Here is a 15608-nt window from a genome sequence, read left to right on the forward strand (position 1 = left end):
CCATGAAGCTTACCCTTTCACCGCCGCCCTTTGAGGGCGCGCCCGTGGTGGTGCTGATTGCCGGGCTCGGCGGCTGCGGAAGCTACTGGCTGCCCCAGCTCGCCGCGCTGGAGCAGGAGTATCAGGTGGTGTGCTACGACCAGCGGGGCACGGGGAATAACCCGGATACCCTGCCGGAAGGGTATACCCTCGCGCAGATGGCTGACGAGCTGGCGCAGGCGCTGGCCGCCGACGGCATCACCCGCTACTGCGCGGTCGGCCACGCGCTGGGGGCGCTGGTCGGCATGCAGCTGGCGCTCGACAGGCCTGATGCGCTCATCGCGCTGGTTTGCGTCAACGGCTGGCTCGCCCTCCACGACCATACCCGCCGCTGCTTTAGCGTTCGCGAACGTCTGCTGCACGCGGGCGGCGCGCGGGCGTGGGTAGAGGCGCAGCCGCTGTTTCTCTATCCCGCAGGCTGGATGGCCGCCCGCGCCCCGCGCCTGGAGGCCGAAGAGGCGCTGGCGCTGGCCCATTTTCAGGGCGAAGCCAACCTGTTGCGCAGGCTTAACGCGCTGAAACAGGCCGACTTCAGCCGCCACGCCGCACGCGTTCGCTGCCCGGTGCAGATTATCTGCTCCACCGACGATCTGCTGGTGCCGTCCGTCTGCTCAGCTGAACTGCGCGCCGCCCTACCGCATGCCCACAAAACGGCCATGCGTCAGGGCGGGCACGCCTGCAACGTCACCGAGCCGGACGCCTTTAACACCCTGCTGCTGAACGGGCTTGCCAGCCTGCTGCACAGCCCCGAACCCGCTTTATAAGGAGCTTTGATGAGCGAAGCCATTAGCCCTACCGCGCTGGAGACGCTGTTCACCGGCGCCCGCACCCACAACGGCTGGCTGGATATGCCGGTCAGCGACGAGACGCTGCGCGAAATCTACGACCTGATGAAGTGGGGGCCCACCTCCGCCAACTGTTCGCCGGCGCGCATCGTGTTTGTCCGCAGCCAGGAGGGTAAAGAGAAGCTGCGCCCGGCGCTCTCCAGCGGCAACCTGACGAAAACGCTTACCGCCCCCGTCACGGCGATTGTCGCCTGGGACGGCGAATTTTATGAGCGCCTGCCCGAGCTGTTCCCGCACGGTGATGCCAGAAGCTGGTTTACCACCAGCCCGGCGCACGCCGAAGAGACGGCCTTTCGCAACAGCTCGATGCAGGCCGCCTACCTGATTTTTGCCTGCCGCGCGCTCGGGCTCGACACCGGACCGATGTCCGGCTTTGACCGACAGAAAGTCGACGAGGCCTTTTTTACCGGCACGCTGCTTAAAAGCAACCTGCTGATCAACATCGGCTACGGCGACTCGCGCAGCGTTTACGGACGATTGCCGCGCCTGACCTTCGAAGACGCCTGCGGGCTGGCGTAAGGAAAACTATGATGACACCTGATAAGCAAACCTTTCGCGACGCGATGGCCTGCGTGGGCGCCGCGGTTAATATCATCACCACCGACGGCCCGGCGGGCAGGGCGGGCTTTACCGCCAGCGCGGTGTGCAGCGTCACCGATTCACCGCCCACCCTGCTGGTGTGCCTGAACCGCGGCGCGTCCGTCTGGCCCACCTTTAGCGAAAACCGCACCCTGTGCGTTAACACGCTGAGCGCAGGGCAGGAGCCGCTCTCCAACCTGTTTGGCGGTAAAACGCCGATGGAGGATCGGTTTGCCGCCGCCCGCTGGCAGACGGGAGATACCGGCTGCCCGCGTCTGGAGAATGCACTCGCCTCGTTTGACTGCCGCATCAGCCAGGTGGTCAGCGTGGGCACCCACGACATTCTGTTTTGCGACATTGCATCAATCGTTCGCCACCCCGCCCCGCAGGGGCTGGTGTGGTTTGACCGCGGCTACCACGCCCTTATGCGCCCCGCCTGTTAACCCGCCTTAAGGAGGCAGAACATGTTCGGATTTCCCCACTGGCAGTTGAAATCGACCTCCACTGAAGCAGGCGTGGTCGCGCCGGATGAAAGGCTCCCGCTCGGGCAGACGATGGTGATGGGCGTTCAGCACGCGGTTGCGATGTTTGGCGCTACGGTGCTGATGCCCATGCTGATGGGGCTGGATCCTAACCTCTCCATTTTGATGTCGGGTATCGGTACCCTGCTGTTCTTTTTTGTCACCGGCGGGCGCGTGCCCAGCTACCTTGGATCCAGCGCGGCGTTTGTTGGCGTGGTGATCGCCACCACCGGGTTTAACGGCCAGGGGATCAACCCCAACCTGAGCGTCGCCCTCGGCGGCATCATCGCCTGCGGGCTGGTCTATACCCTGATCGGTCTGGTGGTGATGAAGGTTGGTACGCGCTGGATAGAGCGGATGATGCCCCCCGTCGTGACCGGCGCGGTGGTGATGGCGATTGGTCTTAACCTCGCGCCGATTGCGGTGAAAAGCGTTTCCGGCTCGCCGTTTGAGAGCTGGATGGCGGTCATTACCGTGCTGTGCATCGGCGTGGTCGCGGTCTTTACCCGCGGGATGATCCAGCGGCTGCTGATCCTGGTCGGGCTGATTGTTGCCTGCCTGGCTTATGCTCTGCTGGCGAATGGTCTGGGGCTGGGCAAACCGGTAGATTTTACCCTGCTGCATCAGGCGGCCTGGTTCGGCCTGCCGCAGATAACGTCCCCCACCTTTAACGCCCAGGCGATGATGCTGATCGCGCCCGTGGCGGTAATTCTGGTCGCTGAGAACCTGGGCCACCTGAAGGCGGTTGCGGGGATGACCGGGCGCAATATGGATCCGTACATGGGGCGCGCGTTCGTCGGTGACGGGCTGGCGACCATGCTTTCCGGCTCGGTCGGCGGGAGCGGCGTCACCACCTACGCGGAAAATATCGGCGTTATGGCGGTGACCAAAGTCTACTCCACGCTGGTCTTCGTGGCGGCGGCAGCCATCGCGGTGCTGCTCGGCTTTTCACCAAAATTCGGCGCGCTTATCCATACCATCCCCTCCCCGGTGATTGGCGGCGCATCGATTGTGGTATTTGGCCTGATTGCCGTCGCCGGGGCGCGCATCTGGGTGCAGAACCACGTCGATCTGAGTCAGAACGGTAACCTCATCATGGTGGCGGTGACGCTGGTGCTGGGGGCGGGTGATTTCGCCCTGACGCTGGGCGGATTTACGGTTGGCGGGATCGGCACGGCGACCTTCGGCGCGATCCTGCTTAACGCCCTGCTTAGCCGACGCGACGTGGCCGTGCCGCAGGGTAAGGTTGTGCGTCAGGAGCCGTGACATTCTGTGTCGGGTAACGGCTATGCCTTACCCGACCAGTCCGTTACGTAAGTTCAGCAGAAGGTAACGCGATCATTCTTGCTCAAATAATCGTTCGATAGATTTTGTGGGAAAGAACAGAGCGTTGCTGTTTTCTCCCTTCAGCGGGATAAAACCCTGCTTCAGATAAAACCTTTGCGCCTGTTCATTCAGGGCATCCACAAATATTCCGTGTACACCCACGGCCTGCGATGCCAGATACACCACTCGCATAGCGTGTGCGACAAGGGTTGTTCCCCACTCGTTTCCCTGGAGTGCTTTATGTATGGCGAGACGTCCCAGCGTCACGCTGGGTACGTTGCTGTAAGGGATGCGACGCTGCTGAGTGCTGGACGGAAGCATCGTTTTTTCAAAGCAGCTTCCGGATAACGTGTAATAGCCCAGGACGTGTGGACGGTGGCGTTCTTTAAGCAGGTAGCCTCGTAAAATACGTCCGTTATGCTGACGCACCAGATGTTCTTTAAGAAAGGTGTTGAGCGAGGGTTCACCACAATCGAAATCCTCGAAATTATAATCGGTTCCCTCTGACAGCATTTCGATCGTGAGATTGACCACCACGCTTCACTCCATGTTACGAAGACGTTCTGCCGCTCGCTTCAGCCGTTCATTTGGCTCTGGCGGATTGTCGATGGCATCCATCACCGCATTCCATGATGCTTCGTTTAATACGAGACGCCGATGCTGTTCGATGACTTCTGCAGCGCGCTCCGACGCGCTGTTCACCATAAACTGGGTGATCGTTTGATTGGTCATCGCCGCCGCTTCTTCAATCATAGTTTTGTCTTCGTCCGTTAAGCGAAGATCGATACGCTGTTTTTTAAGTGCTGGCATGGTGTCTTTCATCGTGTACGGTATTCATCCGTACATATCGTAGGTAAAGCCGCGCTTTTTTTCAATCAAAACCTTACTCCACGGTCAAATCGCTGGCTTCAGTCCTACGCTTTTTGAGTTTGAGCTCGCTGACCAGCACCCCGGCAATAATAAACGCCCCGCCTAACAGCGCCAGCAGCGGCAGACGCTCGCCGGCGAGACGCCCGAAAATCCCGGCCCATACCGGCTCTCCGGTATAAATGACCGTCGCGCGGGTCGGAGATACGCTGCGCTGCGCCCAGTTCATGGTGACCTGAATGATGGCGCTGAAAATGCCCAGCCCCAGCGCCACCACGATAAGCCCGGTGGACATCGGCGGGACGGACTCCCCTGCCGGCACCATCGTCGCGAACGCCACCAGCGATGCGGTGGCAAGCTGCACGACCGTGACGCGCTTGACGTCCACCTTTCCCGCCCAGGCGCTAATCAGAATGATTTCCGCCGCAATGGCAACGGCGCCCACGAGGGTGATGATCTCGCCCGGCCCCAGCGCCAGCAGGTTATTTTCCGGCCCGGCTAACAGGATCAGACCGATAAACGCCAGCACGATGCCGATGCACGACATCAGGCCCGGTATTCTGCCCAGGCACAGCCACTGCAGCAGCGGCACCAGCGGCACGTACATGGCGGTGATGAAGGCCGATTTACTGCTGGAGATAGACTGGAGCCCCCACGTTTGCAGGCTGTAACCCATGGCGATTGCCACGCCAATAGCGACACCCGCCTTAAGCTCACGGAGGGTCAGCCCGCGCAGGGTTTTAAGGGATATAAGCGCCACGGCAATCGCCGCCGTTGCGAAGCGCAGCCCGACAAAGAAAAACGGATCGCTCATCGTGACCGCGTACTGAACAGCGAGAAACGTTCCGCCCCAGAACATGGTGATCAGAATAAGAATGGCTTCCTGAGGCTTAATGGAGAAGGTAAAACGAGAAGCGGACATGGGGCACCGGCACTAAGAATCAAACCTGTAGTGTGCGATGCATCAGACGACAGTTCAATGTAGCAGGCATAAAAAAACCGCCGGGAAACCCGGCGGCAGGGAGTCAACCCGGCGTACTACTTGTTGCTGCTGCCGTGGCTATTTTTACCCCCTTTTTTACCAGCCTCTGACGCGCGCTGAGGGTCATTTTTAAAGTTACCCCCGCTGGACTGGCCACCTTTACGACCTGCTTCTGATGCTCTTTCACGGTCTTCAGCGAAATTACCTGAACCACCACGATGGTTTGCCATCTCGAACCTCCAGAGTGTGAAACATTAGACATCATATTGCATTCAGTAAAAGAGGATTCTTTCACCTCGCGGCTCAAGGACAGTGCCTTTATCTGTGCCGCGTGAATTTAAGCTTAGTGTAATGCGGCCATCCGGCAAGCGAGAGGTAATATTCTGCAACATGATCTCAGCCTTTCGTATGAGATATCGCGCCGCTTATTCATAAGCCTTTCTTATCTTTTGAAAAATCTCCCCAGCCAAAGTTGTTTCATTTTGCTACAGCCAGCCTCAGGAAAAGATATTGTTATATATCAAATAAATGCCGTTCATTTTTGCAGTCTCGCCGTGATGTCATATCTTTAAAGTAACGCAGCGATTCGCTGTAAGAAAAACCAACGAGGAGTGATGCAAAATGGCAAAAGTTCTGGTGCTCTATTATTCCATGTATGGACACATTGAAACCATGGCTCACGCGGTAGCAGAAGGCGCAAACAGAGTAGACGGCGTTGAGGTTGTGGTAAAACGCGTACCGGAAACGATGCAGGCGGAAGCCTTCGCCAAGGCCGGCGGGAAGACGCAAAACGCCCCGGTGGCGACCCCGCAGGAGCTGGCGGAATACGATGCCATTATTTTTGGCACCCCTACCCGCTTCGGCAATATGTCTGGCCAGATGCGCACCTTCCTCGATCAAACCGGCGGGCTCTGGGCCTCGGGCGCGCTATACGGCAAGCTCGCCAGCGTATTCAGCTCGACCGGCACCGGCGGCGGCCAGGAGCAGACGATTACCTCAACCTGGACTACCCTTGCACATCATGGGATGGTGATTGTGCCCATTGGTTACGGCGCGCAGGAACTGTTCGATATTTCACAGGTACGTGGCGGAACGCCGTACGGTGCCACAACGATTGCCGGCGGCGACGGTTCGCGTCAGCCGAGCAATGAAGAACTCACGATCGCCCGCTATCAGGGTGAATACGTCGCGGGTCTCGCTAAAAAACTGAACGGCTAACCCAACAGGAGGACAAGTATGCCAACGCAAGAATCCAAGGCTCACCACGTGGGTGAATGGGCAAGTTTACGCAACACCTCTCCGGAGATTGCCGAAGCTATCTTTGAAGTCGCCAACTATGACGAAAAGCTGGCGGAGAAGATTTGGGAAGAAGGCAGTGATGAAGTGCTGGTTCGCGCCTTCGAGAAAACGGACAAAGACTCGCTCTTCTGGGGTGAGCAAACCATCGAACGTAAAAACGTCTGAACGTTCCCCCCGCCCCGGCGGGGGGTTTTCTTCTATTTCGCCGCGCTGTTCATTACCGCATTGAATTTATCGATCGGGCAGAAGCCGTTCGCATCCACCGGGCAACCCTTAAGCTCCAGCGTTACGCGCTGCGCGGGGGATTGCAGCGACAGCACGCTGGCGTTTCGCAGCTGGGCTGAACTCTGGTAGACATACTCAATTTTCATGAGCTCCCGACTGCTGTTTTTATCATGCCAGCGCTGGAAGACAATTTTGCCGCCGATCGGGGTGCGCTCCTGCTGGTCATGCAGCTGGTACGGCTTGAAGTCCAGCGCCGTCAGCAGCGAGGCGATATTGGAGTCATGCCCCACCAGCAGGGTAATTTTTGGCGCTTTTGCCTGTCCGGTCACCAGCGCATTATCGATGTACTTCACCAGCGGTTTAGCGACGTTTTGCGCGACGTCCGTCGAGGTAAAGAGCGAGTCCTGATAGCCATTTTTCAGCTTCGACAGCACGCGCCACTGCTGATCGGTTTTGATCTCGCCCCAGGCCACCCGATCTGCCGGGAAACCTTCGTAATACTGCAGGGTGAAGGCGTCTACCAGCGAGTTACCTACCTTCAGCGGCCCGGACACGCCCGGCTCCTTCTGGTAGTCGGCGCTGAAGGTATCTTTCGCCTCCGTCAGGGAGCAGACTTTTTTCTCCCTGCAGGACGGCGATTCGCTGTAGTTCGTCAGCTGTTCCAGCAGCCTGTAGCTTTCATCAAGCTGCATTTTCTGCCGCTCCGTCTCCATCGCCTTCAGCGCCTTCTCGCGAAACGCGGGGGAATCGTCGGTAATGACCGGATTGAAGTTAGGATCCATGGTGCCCATCTTTTCCTGATGATGCACGGGGACATCGCACCCCGGGAACGCGCCGGCGATAAAGAACTGCGCGGTCGCCACGGTGCGCTGCAGGCTGTTGGCGTAGGCATAAACGGTGTCCGCTGGCGGACATTCTCCCGTCTTCACCATCCCCTGCTCTGCCAGCCACTCGCGCATGTAGTGGCCCATATACACTTCCAGCACGCCACCCTTGGTGGTCAGCTGGCCGCCAGGGACGTCCCACTCCGGCCACTGCTTCGGCGTGGACTGTTCCAGCACGCTGCCGTTGTTGGCGAGCGGCGCGCGCAGGTTGTGACGGCTCATTATCAGCACCTGCTGTAGCTGATATCCCTCAGGCGTCTCCTGGGCCTGTGCGCCCGTCGTTACGGAAAGCGTGCCCGCCACGGCGACAGCAAGTAGTGCTCTTCTCATCCCTATTTCCTCACACGTTTTTATTGTTACGCGGAGTGTGACAGATCCGTGACGGTTTTTTCGGGAAGCATTTCTCAAACTGATGATTACCTGCCGAGACGATCGCCGTATTGTTCCACCCAGTCGGCCAGCGGGGAGAGGGCATTTTGCAGGGTTAGCCCCAGCCCGGTGATTTGATACTCCACGCGCGGCGGGATTTCCGGGTAGACCGTCCGCGTTACCAGCCCGCGCTGCTCAAACAGGCGCAGCTGTTTCGTCAGCTCTTTTTGGGTGATGGGGGCCGCCGCACGCAGCAGATCGCCAAAACGTACGGGGGAATTGATTACAATCAGACGGTAGAGGATCGGGATTGCCCATTTACCGGAAATCAGGTTTACAAACTGCGTCATCGGACAGGCATGCACCGCCGATTTTTTTTCACAACACGTATCCAGCATTTCAGCCATATCACACCTTTTGCCTCTTTAGTATCCAAATGGTACCTGGTTTCCTTTCGATACTAACGTTTCTATAGTGCTTTCTCCAGAGACATTTCAGGAGAAGAAAATGGGTCGTTTAGCAGATAAATATACGCTGATTACCGGCGGGACCAGCGGCATCGGTCTCGCCACCGCGCAGGCGTTTATTGCCGAAGGGGCGCGGGTTGCCGTTACCGGGCGCAACCCGGAAACCCTCGCCGAGGCAGAGCGCATCCTGGGCGATCACGCCTGGGTGATCCCGGCCGATGCGGGTGACGCTGCGGCGCAAAAAGCGCTGGCGGAGACGATTGCCGCCCGCTGGCCGCGGCTGGATGCGGTGTTTATTAACGCCGGTGACGTGACGCACGCGCCGCTGGAAGCCTGGCAGGAGGAGGCCTGGGATCGGCTGATGGGCATCAACCTGAAGGGACCGTTCTTTTTGATTCAGGCGCTGCTCCCGCTGCTCAGTAACCCGTCTTCGGTGATTTTGTGCGGCTCCGTAAGCGCGCGCATCGGCCTCCCTTCCAGCAGCGTCTATGCCGCGAGCAAGGCCGCCCTGCTGTCGCTGGCGCGTACGCTTTCGGCGGAACTGCTGCCGCGCGGGATCCGCGTGAACGGCCTGAGCCCTGGCCCGGTGGAAACCCCGGCGTTCACAAAAACGGGCTTAAGTGAAGAAACGCTCACCGCAATGGTCGGGGAAATCATTAAACTGGTTCCGCTGGGCAGAATGGGTACCACCACGGAGCTGGCGAAGGCGGCGCTCTATCTGGCGTCCGATGAGTCAAGCTACACCGTAGGCACCGAACTGCTGGTGGACGGCGGAATGGGAAGTCTGTAGGTCAAAAGGCGCTGATGCCGGTCACCACGCCGACATACAGCGCCGCCCACAGGCAGGCAGAAAGCAGGCTGACGGTGTAAACCTTCACCGCGCTCATTCTCAGCATGCCCGCCGCCAGCGGGACGATATAGCGCAGCACCGCCAGAAAGCGCGACGTAAAGAGCACCAGCACGCCGTTTTTCCGTAACCGGTGCTGCACGCGCAGAAATTTATCGGCATACCTGGCGGTAAAGCGCGCGACCCAGGGCGTATGCCCCATCAGCTGGCCAATATGGTAATTCAGCACCGATCCCACGGTGGCCCCCATCGCCACGGCAAGCCACGCCAGCCCGGGGTGCAGGCTCGACTGGCTAACGGCTATCCCCGCCAGCAGCATCACCGACGCGGGCGGCAGCACCGAGGAGATCAGCACCGTTGATTTACTCAACGCCATCACGACGAGCAGCGCAAACAGCTGCGCCGGATAGTGCGCAAAATGAATAAGCAGTGTGTCCAGCCATGCCATTTTACTCTCCTCGTCAACCATTTAATTCCCCATTAGAAATGAAAAAAGTTAAATAAAGCCTCAACGTCTTCTGGATATTATTCATTTAAACGATTCTTAAACATTATTAAAATTCTTCGGCAGCCATTTTAAATATGCGTATTATTCGTCACGTTTTACAACGATCTCGTTATGGCGAGGCTCCTGTACAAATACACGTTATCGCTCTGGTGGGTTCGAGAGAACCGGCACAGGGTAAAACAGGCACTGTCGAATCAAGGCTTTGTCAGTATAACTTCCCTTACGGGATACGGTGTACAGTGCTGAACCCAGGACGTGGGGATCTCCTCTTCGACATGCCCTGTCTTGCTCGCCCCTGAGAGATGTTATTATTCAAAGGGAATGTATTATGTCTTACGCTATTCACAACCAAAACCTGGCTTTTAACGACAGCGCAATTGCGCAATATATGAATACCGATTTTATTGTTATCGATATTTCATTATGCGTGGCGTTAGCGCGCGAGCAGTTTTTCGAAAAATTAAAGGACGATGATATTCCGTCGCATATTTTTATCGAAGATAATGGCCGCCTCGCCGGTTTAATTGCCGTACGCAAATTATTGCAGGCCACGGATACCGTGCAGCCGGTTAAGGGGCTGATGATATCGGAGTTTATTCAGCTCAAACCGGAAGACGAACGGGCAGACGTCGCCGGGGTGCTGGCGCACGCGGGTGCGGATGTGGTGCCGGTGGTAACCCACGGCAAGCTGGTGGGCTGTCTTACGGAACGTGAAATCGCCCATCTGCTGGAAGATGACGTCACAGAAGACGCTCAGCTTCAGGGGGCAACGCTGCCGCTGGAGAAGCCCTATCTGGAGACCAGCGCCTTCAGCCTGTGGAAGAAACGCTCCGTCTGGCTGCTGCTGCTGTTTGTCGCGGAAGCGTACACCAGCTCGGTGATCCAGCATTTTGAAGAGGCGCTGGAATCCGCCATCGCGCTGGCGTTCTTTATACCCTTGCTGATTGGCACCGGCGGGAACAGCGGCACCCAGATCACCTCCACGCTAGTGCGCGCCATGGCGCTGGGTGAAGTCCACCTGCGCGACGTTGGCCGCGTGCTGCGTAAAGAGATGAGCACCTCGCTGATGATTGCCGCCACGCTGGGCCTGGCGGGCTGCGTCCGCGCCTGGATGATGGGCATCGGGATGGAAATCACGCTGATCGTCAGCCTGACGCTGGTGTGCATTACGCTCTGGAGCGCGATTGTGTCGTCGGTGATCCCGATGGTGTTAAAACGCTGCAAAATCGACCCGGCGGTGGTCTCCGCGCCGTTTATTGCGACGCTGATCGACGGCACCGGGCTGATTATCTACTTTAAGATCGCGCAGTATACGCTGGGGCTGGAGTAACGCGGTTCGCCAGTTGCCCCACAGCCAGCGCAAACGCCTCGATTGCCAGCGCGACATCCTCAGCCATCACCGACTCTGCCGGATGGTGGCTGACGCCGCCCTTACAGCGCACGAACAGCATGCCCACCGGCCAGCGTTCCGCCAGCGCTATCGCGTCATGCCCTGCGCCGCTGGGAAGGGATAACGAGCAACCCTGTACCGATACGACGGCCCTCCCCAACGCGGTTTGTAGCCCCGCGTCGCACGGCGTGGCGGCGATGCGGTAAAACTCCTCGGCGCCGAAGTCCAGACCGCGACGTGCGGCTATCGTGCGCGCCTGCGCCAGCAGTTCAGTAAGCAGCGCGTCAAGCGGCGCATCCTGCGGACCGCGAATATCCAGCGAGAGTTCAACCTCACCGGGGATCACGTTCACCGCTCCCGGCAGGCAGCGCAGCGTCCCGACCGTTGCCACCAGATTGCCACCGTGGCTGTGGGTGGTTTTTTCAATCACTCCTGTCCACTCGGCGGCGGCGGCCAGCGCATCCTTACGGTGCGTCATCGGCACGGTGCCCGCGTGCCCGGCCTCGCCGGTAAAGCGGCAGTTCAGACGACGCGCGCCGTTAATGGCTTCCACCACCCCCAGCGCCAGCCCCTGCTGTTCAAGGCACGGGCCCTGTTCGATATGCAGCTCCAGGCAGGCGCTGAAATCCTCCCGATCGCGCGCGGCATGCGATACGCGGACAGGATCCAGCCCCGCCTGCACCATCGCCTGCGCCACGCTGATCCCGCTGGCGTCGCGCGCTTCCAGCCAGCCCGGCGGCCAGGTGCCCGTCAGGCCGCGGCTGCCCAGCAGCGTGATGCCGAAGCGGGTACCCTCTTCGTCGCAAAAGCCCACGATCTCGATCGCCTGCGCCAGGCGGATCCCCTGCTGATGCAGGCCGTCCACCACCTCAATGGCGGTAAGCACCCCGAGCATGCCGTCGTAGCGCCCGGCGTTGCGAACCGTGTCCAGATGCGAGCCGAGCAGCACCGCCTGCGCCCCTTCCTGCCGGCCTTCATAGCGACCGCAGATATTGCCCACGCTGTCCTGCCAGACGGCCATGCCCGCCTGGCTCATCCACTGCCCCACCAGCTGGTTGGCCTGCAGATGCTGTGCCGAAAGATACACCCTCGTGAGCGCATCCGGGGTTTCGCTGATGGCGGCCAGCGCGTCGGCGCGGGCCATCACCCGTTCTGCCGCCGGGCTCATTGCGGCGTCTCGCGGCGATAATGGTCCCACGCGGCCTGCATCGCGGCGCCCTGCGTGGTAGCGAACTTCAGGTAATTCAGCACCGACTCCAGCGCGCTCAGGGTGGTCATCACGCAGTCCTTGCGCGCGTTGTAGCCCATGGTGCCAATGCGCCACACCCTGCCGTGCAGCGGCCCGAAGGAGGTGCCGATTTCAATCCCGAAATCCTCCAGCATCAGCTTGCGCACCTGTTCGCCGTTAACCCCCTGCGGGATAACCACGCCCAGCACGTTGTTCATCCTGTGCTTCAGGTCGCCGAAGGTTTCCAGCCCCATCGCCTGAATGCCCTTCAGCAGCGCGTCGCCGTGCAGCTTATGGCGCGCGATGCCGTTATCCAGCCCTTCCTGGAGGATCAGACGCGCGCATTCCCGGGCGCCGAACAGCGCGGTGGTAGCCTCCGTGTGGTGGTTCAGCCGCTCCGGCCCCCAGTAGTCCATTACCATGCCGAGATCGAAGTAGTTGGAGTAGATCATCTCCTCGTCGCCGTCGCGGTGGGCGTCGGTACGAATGCCCTCCTCGACGCGCCTGCGCCGACGGATCGCCTCCTCCATCCGCGGGCTCAGCGTGATCGGCGACGTGCCGGACGGACCGCCAAGGCACTTCTGCATGCCAGCGGAGACGGCATCCAGCCCCCAGGCGTCGGTCTCCAGCGCGTTCCCGCCGAGCGACGCGGTGGCATCGGTGTAAAACAGCACGTCGTAGCGGCGGCAGATATCACCAAGCTCCGCGAGCGGCTGCAGCATGGTGGTGGAGGTGTCGCCCTGCACGGTCAGCAGCAGACGCGGACGGATGCGTTTAATGGCATCCTCCACCTGGTCCGGCGTGAACACTTCCCCCCACGGCACCTCGATGGTATGCACCTCCGCCCGGCAGCGGCGGGCAATCTCGCACAGCAGATGACCGAAGCGGCCAAACACCGGCACCAGCACCTTATCACCCGGGCGAATGGCGGAAACCAGAATCGCTTCAATCCCCGCGCGGGAGGTGCCGTCCACCAGCATCGTCCAGCGGTTGTCGGTGCGGAACACGCCGCGATAGAGCGCCATCACCTCGTTCATGTAGTGGGTCATGGCCGGATCGTACTGGCCTATCAGCTGGCTCGACATGGCGCGCAGCACGCGCGGGTCGGCGTTGATCGGCCCCGGCCCCATCAGCAGGCGCTGCGGCGGGTTGATTTGCGGAAAACGTGCGATATCCATGGTTAAGTCCTTATCAGTTGAGGCCGCGAACCGAGGAGATGAACTGCTTCAGTTCGGTGGTCTGCGGGTTGGCGAACAGCGTTTTGCTGTCGCCCTGCTCCCACACTTTCCCCTGGTGCATAAACACCACGCGGTCGCCCACTTCGCGGGCAAAATTCATTTCGTGCGTCACGAGGATCAGGGTCATCCCCTCGGCCGCCAGCTGCTCCAGCACCTTAAGCACTTCACCCACCAGTTCCGGATCCAGCGCGGAGGTGATCTCGTCACAGAGTAAGACTTTTGGCGACATCGCCAGCGCGCGGGCAATCGCCACCCGCTGCTGCTGGCCGCCGGAGAGGCTCGACGGGTAGTAATCCAGGCGATCGCCCAGCCCGACCTTCTCCAGCATCTGCTGCGCCAGCGCCCGGCAGTCGGCGGCGCTTTTCTTCAGCACACGCCGCGGGGCGAGCATCACGTTCTCCAGCGCCGTCATGTGCGGGAACAGGTTGAAGCTCTGGAACACCATCCCGACCGAGCGGCTGATTTCGCGCGCCTGGGAGTCCCGGTCGGTAATGGTCATGCCGCCCAGCTTGATGCTGCCGTCCTGATACCCTTCAAGGCCGTTGATGCAGCGCAGCAGCGTGCTTTTGCCGGAACCGCTGCGCCCGATAATGGAGATCACCTGGCCCATGTCGATATCCAGATCGACGCCCTTGAGCACGTGGTTGTCGCCGTAGTACTTCTGCACCTGATTAATGGTGATGAGAGGCATTGAATTTCGTCTCCAGATAGCGGCTGTAGCGGGACAGCGGATAGCACAGAATAAAGTAGCCCAGCGCCACCAGCGCAAAGACCTTGAACGGCTGGTAGGTTACGTTGGTCAGCATGGTGCCGGCCTTGGTCAGCTCGATAAAGCCGATAATCGACGCCAGCGCGGTGCCCTTGATCACCTGCACGGCGAAACCCACGGTTGGCGCGATGGCGATGCGCAGCGCCTGCGGCGCCACCACGCGAAACAGCGTCTGGCCGAAGGTCAGCCCCAGACAGCGCGAGGCTTCCCACTGCCCTTTCGGCAGGGCGCGAATGCTGCCAAACCAGATATCGAGCAAAAACGCGCTGGTGTAGAACGTGAGGGCCAGCGAGGCGGCCGTCCACGGCGAAACGTCAATGCCGAACAGCGCCACGCCGAAGAAGGCCAGGAACAGCTGCATCAGCAGCGGCGTGCCCTGAAACAGCTCAATATAGCCGCGGATGATGCGCTTCACCGTGCGCCCGCCCGACAGGCGCAGCAGCAGGAGCGGCAGCGTCACCGCCGCGCCGCCGAAAAACGCCACCAGCGACAGCAGCACCGTCCAGCGTCCGGCCAGCAGCAGGTTGCGAATAATGTCCCAGTCGGTAAAGGTGGTCATCATGCCTGCACCCCCAGCCATTTGCGTCCCGCCGCCATCATCAGCTGGCGCAGGGTAATCGACAGCGCTAAGTAAATGCCGGTTGTCACCAGATAGACCTCAAAGCTCAAAAACGTTCTGGACTGGATCAGGTTGGCGGCAAAGGTCAGCTCTTCATACGAGACCTGCGACACCACCGACGAGCCGAGCATCACGATAATGCACTGGCTCACCAGCGCCGGGTAAATGCGCTGCAGCGCGGGCGGCAGCACCACGCGAATAAAGGTCTGCAGGCGGGTCAGCCCCAGCACGCGTCCGGCTTCCCACTGCCCTTTGGGCGTCACCTGAATGCCCGCGCGGATAATCTCGGTGCTGTACGCGCCAAGGTTTACGATCATGGCCAGCAGCGCCGCCTCCCCCGCCGTCATCTTCAGACCCAGATTCGGCAGGCCGAAGACGATGAAGAACAGCTGCACCACGAACGGCGTGTTGCGGATGATCTCCACGTACGCGCCCCAGATCCGGCTGTACCACGTCGTGCGTCCGCTGCGGATCGCCGCGCCAAAAATGCCTGTCGCCAGCCCGCCGATGGTCGCCATCACCGTCAGCTGAATGGTGATCCACAGCCCCGCCAGCAGCTCCGGCCAGTAGGGCCAGAGCGCCGAAAAGTCGAGTTGCTCAGCCATA

At 60.1% G+C, this 15608-nt stretch carries 20 protein-coding genes and 1 riboswitch; of the genes, 8 read left to right on the top strand and 12 right to left on the bottom strand.

Features of this window, described 5'->3' with window-relative positions; genetic code table 11:
* Positions 1-2: 2 nt before the first annotated feature.
* Genes rutD through rutG form a run of 4 tightly spaced genes read left to right on the top strand, consistent with a single transcriptional unit; the run spans position 3 to position 3250 of the window.
* Positions 3-803, top strand: coding sequence for a pyrimidine utilization protein D (gene rutD, locus MOQ06_RS20070; RefSeq protein ID WP_242174563.1), 801 nt, complete (start codon positions 3-5; stop codon positions 801-803).
* Positions 804-812: 9 nt separating this feature from the next.
* Positions 813-1403 carry a malonic semialdehyde reductase gene (locus MOQ06_RS20075; RefSeq protein ID WP_242174564.1) on the top strand — a complete coding sequence of 197 codons (591 nt, stop codon included), beginning with the start codon at positions 813-815 and terminating at the stop codon, positions 1401-1403.
* An 8-nt stretch (positions 1404-1411) separates the two neighbouring features.
* Positions 1412-1906: an NADH-dependent FMN reductase RutF gene (rutF, locus tag MOQ06_RS20080; protein ID WP_176610670.1), complete on the top strand. Its 495-nt coding sequence runs from the start codon at positions 1412-1414 to the stop codon at positions 1904-1906.
* 21 nt (positions 1907-1927) lie between these two features.
* Positions 1928-3250: a pyrimidine utilization transport protein G gene (rutG, locus tag MOQ06_RS20085; RefSeq protein WP_242174565.1), complete on the top strand. Its 1323-nt coding sequence runs from the start codon at positions 1928-1930 to the stop codon at positions 3248-3250.
* Positions 3251-3322: 72 nt separating this feature from the next.
* Here rutG and MOQ06_RS20090 read toward each other — a convergent pair whose 3' ends face one another.
* From MOQ06_RS20090 to MOQ06_RS20105, 4 genes are all read right to left on the bottom strand, one after another.
* On the bottom strand, positions 3323-3847 hold the full coding sequence (locus tag MOQ06_RS20090) for a GNAT family N-acetyltransferase (RefSeq protein WP_176610672.1): 525 nt from the start codon (positions 3845-3847) through the stop codon (positions 3323-3325).
* A gap of 3 nt (positions 3848-3850) precedes the next feature.
* On the bottom strand, positions 3851-4120 hold the full coding sequence (locus MOQ06_RS20095; protein ID WP_148421116.1) for a DUF1778 domain-containing protein: 270 nt from the start codon (positions 4118-4120) through the stop codon (positions 3851-3853).
* 73 nt (positions 4121-4193) lie between these two features.
* Complete coding sequence (locus MOQ06_RS20100; RefSeq protein WP_242174566.1) at positions 4194-5099, bottom strand: DMT family transporter; 906 nt, start codon at positions 5097-5099, stop codon at positions 4194-4196.
* Positions 5100-5215: 116 nt separating this feature from the next.
* Positions 5216-5389, bottom strand: a complete 174-nt coding sequence (locus tag MOQ06_RS20105) for a general stress protein (RefSeq protein ID WP_032639520.1) — start codon at positions 5387-5389, stop codon at positions 5216-5218.
* A 391-nt stretch (positions 5390-5780) separates the two neighbouring features.
* Here MOQ06_RS20105 and wrbA point away from each other — a divergent pair, with 391 nt between their 5' ends.
* On the top strand, positions 5781-6377 hold the full coding sequence (wrbA, locus tag MOQ06_RS20110; RefSeq protein WP_176610674.1) for an NAD(P)H:quinone oxidoreductase: 597 nt from the start codon (positions 5781-5783) through the stop codon (positions 6375-6377).
* Between the two features lie 18 nt (positions 6378-6395).
* Positions 6396-6623: a YccJ family protein gene (locus MOQ06_RS20115; RefSeq protein WP_148420895.1), complete on the top strand. Its 228-nt coding sequence runs from the start codon at positions 6396-6398 to the stop codon at positions 6621-6623.
* A gap of 32 nt (positions 6624-6655) precedes the next feature.
* On the opposite strand, the gene agp is transcribed toward MOQ06_RS20115, so the two are convergent.
* Both agp and MOQ06_RS20125 read right to left on the bottom strand, forming a co-directional pair.
* On the bottom strand, positions 6656-7897 hold the full coding sequence (gene agp, locus MOQ06_RS20120; protein ID WP_242174568.1) for a bifunctional glucose-1-phosphatase/inositol phosphatase: 1242 nt from the start codon (positions 7895-7897) through the stop codon (positions 6656-6658).
* An 86-nt stretch (positions 7898-7983) separates the two neighbouring features.
* The gene (locus MOQ06_RS20125; protein WP_193356337.1) at positions 7984-8343 is read right to left on the bottom strand and encodes a helix-turn-helix domain-containing protein; all 360 of its coding nucleotides are present in this window, start codon (positions 8341-8343) and stop codon (positions 7984-7986) included.
* Between the two features lie 100 nt (positions 8344-8443).
* Here MOQ06_RS20125 and MOQ06_RS20130 point away from each other — a divergent pair, with 100 nt between their 5' ends.
* Positions 8444-9193 carry an SDR family oxidoreductase gene (locus tag MOQ06_RS20130; RefSeq protein ID WP_242174570.1) on the top strand — a complete coding sequence of 250 codons (750 nt, stop codon included), beginning with the start codon at positions 8444-8446 and terminating at the stop codon, positions 9191-9193.
* Position 9194: 1 nt separating this feature from the next.
* Here the strand turns inward: MOQ06_RS20130 and MOQ06_RS20135 are convergent, their stop codons facing one another.
* Positions 9195-9698: a VTT domain-containing protein gene (locus tag MOQ06_RS20135; protein WP_242174571.1), complete on the bottom strand. Its 504-nt coding sequence runs from the start codon at positions 9696-9698 to the stop codon at positions 9195-9197.
* A 158-nt stretch (positions 9699-9856) separates the two neighbouring features.
* A riboswitch (M-box (ykoK) riboswitch) is annotated at positions 9857-10026 on the top strand.
* A gap of 60 nt (positions 10027-10086) precedes the next feature.
* On the opposite strand from MOQ06_RS20135, the gene MOQ06_RS20140 reads away from it, so the two are divergent.
* Complete coding sequence (locus MOQ06_RS20140; protein ID WP_176610679.1) at positions 10087-11088, top strand: magnesium transporter; 1002 nt, start codon at positions 10087-10089, stop codon at positions 11086-11088.
* Here the strand turns inward: MOQ06_RS20140 and hpxK are convergent.
* Genes hpxK through MOQ06_RS20165 form a run of 5 tightly spaced genes read right to left on the bottom strand, consistent with a single transcriptional unit; the run spans position 11054 to position 15607 of the window.
* Positions 11054-12316, bottom strand: a complete 1263-nt coding sequence (gene hpxK, locus MOQ06_RS20145; protein WP_242174572.1) for an allantoate amidohydrolase — start codon at positions 12314-12316, stop codon at positions 11054-11056. The genes MOQ06_RS20140 and hpxK overlap by 35 nt on opposite strands.
* Positions 12313-13554 carry an alanine--glyoxylate aminotransferase family protein gene (locus MOQ06_RS20150; RefSeq protein ID WP_242174573.1) on the bottom strand — a complete coding sequence of 414 codons (1242 nt, stop codon included), beginning with the start codon at positions 13552-13554 and terminating at the stop codon, positions 12313-12315. The genes hpxK and MOQ06_RS20150 overlap by 4 nt, the downstream gene beginning before the upstream one ends.
* Positions 13555-13567: 13 nt before the next feature.
* On the bottom strand, positions 13568-14305 hold the full coding sequence (locus tag MOQ06_RS20155) for an amino acid ABC transporter ATP-binding protein (RefSeq protein WP_148420907.1): 738 nt from the start codon (positions 14303-14305) through the stop codon (positions 13568-13570).
* On the bottom strand, positions 14286-14942 hold the full coding sequence (locus MOQ06_RS20160) for an amino acid ABC transporter permease (RefSeq protein ID WP_176678703.1): 657 nt from the start codon (positions 14940-14942) through the stop codon (positions 14286-14288). The genes MOQ06_RS20155 and MOQ06_RS20160 overlap by 20 nt, the downstream gene beginning before the upstream one ends.
* Entirely contained in the window at positions 14942-15607 is a 666-nt protein-coding gene (locus MOQ06_RS20165; RefSeq protein WP_242174574.1) for an amino acid ABC transporter permease, read from the bottom strand. The genes MOQ06_RS20160 and MOQ06_RS20165 overlap by 1 nt, the downstream gene beginning before the upstream one ends.
* Position 15608 lies beyond the last annotated feature (1 nt).

The sequence above is a fragment of the Enterobacter sp. I4 genome (genome assembly GCF_022669095.1).
Classification (GTDB): Bacteria; Pseudomonadota; Gammaproteobacteria; order Enterobacterales; family Enterobacteriaceae; genus Enterobacter; species Enterobacter pasteurii.

Excerpts from the sequence above, each read along its gene's own strand:
- rutD (WP_242174563.1), top strand. The coding sequence starts at position 3 with ATGAAGCTTACCCTTTCACCGCCGCCCTTTGAGGGCGCGCCCGTGGTG.
- MOQ06_RS20075 (WP_242174564.1), top strand. The coding sequence starts at position 813 with ATGAGCGAAGCCATTAGCCCTACCGCGCTGGAGACGCTGTTCACCGGC.
- rutF (WP_176610670.1), top strand. The coding sequence starts at position 1,412 with ATGATGACACCTGATAAGCAAACCTTTCGCGACGCGATGGCCTGCGTG.
- rutG (WP_242174565.1), top strand. The coding sequence starts at position 1,928 with ATGTTCGGATTTCCCCACTGGCAGTTGAAATCGACCTCCACTGAAGCA.
- MOQ06_RS20095 (WP_148421116.1), bottom strand. The coding sequence starts at position 4,120 with ATGCCAGCACTTAAAAAACAGCGTATCGATCTTCGCTTAACGGACGAA.
- MOQ06_RS20100 (WP_242174566.1), bottom strand. The coding sequence starts at position 5,099 with ATGTCCGCTTCTCGTTTTACCTTCTCCATTAAGCCTCAGGAAGCCATT.
- MOQ06_RS20105 (WP_032639520.1), bottom strand. The coding sequence starts at position 5,389 with ATGGCAAACCATCGTGGTGGTTCAGGTAATTTCGCTGAAGACCGTGAA.
- wrbA (WP_176610674.1), top strand. The coding sequence starts at position 5,781 with ATGGCAAAAGTTCTGGTGCTCTATTATTCCATGTATGGACACATTGAA.
- MOQ06_RS20115 (WP_148420895.1), top strand. The coding sequence starts at position 6,396 with ATGCCAACGCAAGAATCCAAGGCTCACCACGTGGGTGAATGGGCAAGT.
- agp (WP_242174568.1), bottom strand. The coding sequence starts at position 7,897 with ATGAGAAGAGCACTACTTGCTGTCGCCGTGGCGGGCACGCTTTCCGTA.
- MOQ06_RS20125 (WP_193356337.1), bottom strand. The coding sequence starts at position 8,343 with ATGGCTGAAATGCTGGATACGTGTTGTGAAAAAAAATCGGCGGTGCAT.
- MOQ06_RS20130 (WP_242174570.1), top strand. The coding sequence starts at position 8,444 with ATGGGTCGTTTAGCAGATAAATATACGCTGATTACCGGCGGGACCAGC.
- MOQ06_RS20135 (WP_242174571.1), bottom strand. The coding sequence starts at position 9,698 with ATGGCATGGCTGGACACACTGCTTATTCATTTTGCGCACTATCCGGCG.
- MOQ06_RS20140 (WP_176610679.1), top strand. The coding sequence starts at position 10,087 with ATGTCTTACGCTATTCACAACCAAAACCTGGCTTTTAACGACAGCGCA.
- hpxK (WP_242174572.1), bottom strand. The coding sequence starts at position 12,316 with ATGAGCCCGGCGGCAGAACGGGTGATGGCCCGCGCCGACGCGCTGGCC.
- MOQ06_RS20150 (WP_242174573.1), bottom strand. The coding sequence starts at position 13,554 with ATGGATATCGCACGTTTTCCGCAAATCAACCCGCCGCAGCGCCTGCTG.
- MOQ06_RS20155 (WP_148420907.1), bottom strand. The coding sequence starts at position 14,305 with ATGCCTCTCATCACCATTAATCAGGTGCAGAAGTACTACGGCGACAAC.
- MOQ06_RS20160 (WP_176678703.1), bottom strand. The coding sequence starts at position 14,942 with ATGACCACCTTTACCGACTGGGACATTATTCGCAACCTGCTGCTGGCC.
- MOQ06_RS20165 (WP_242174574.1), bottom strand. The coding sequence starts at position 15,607 with ATGGCTGAGCAACTCGACTTTTCGGCGCTCTGGCCCTACTGGCCGGAG.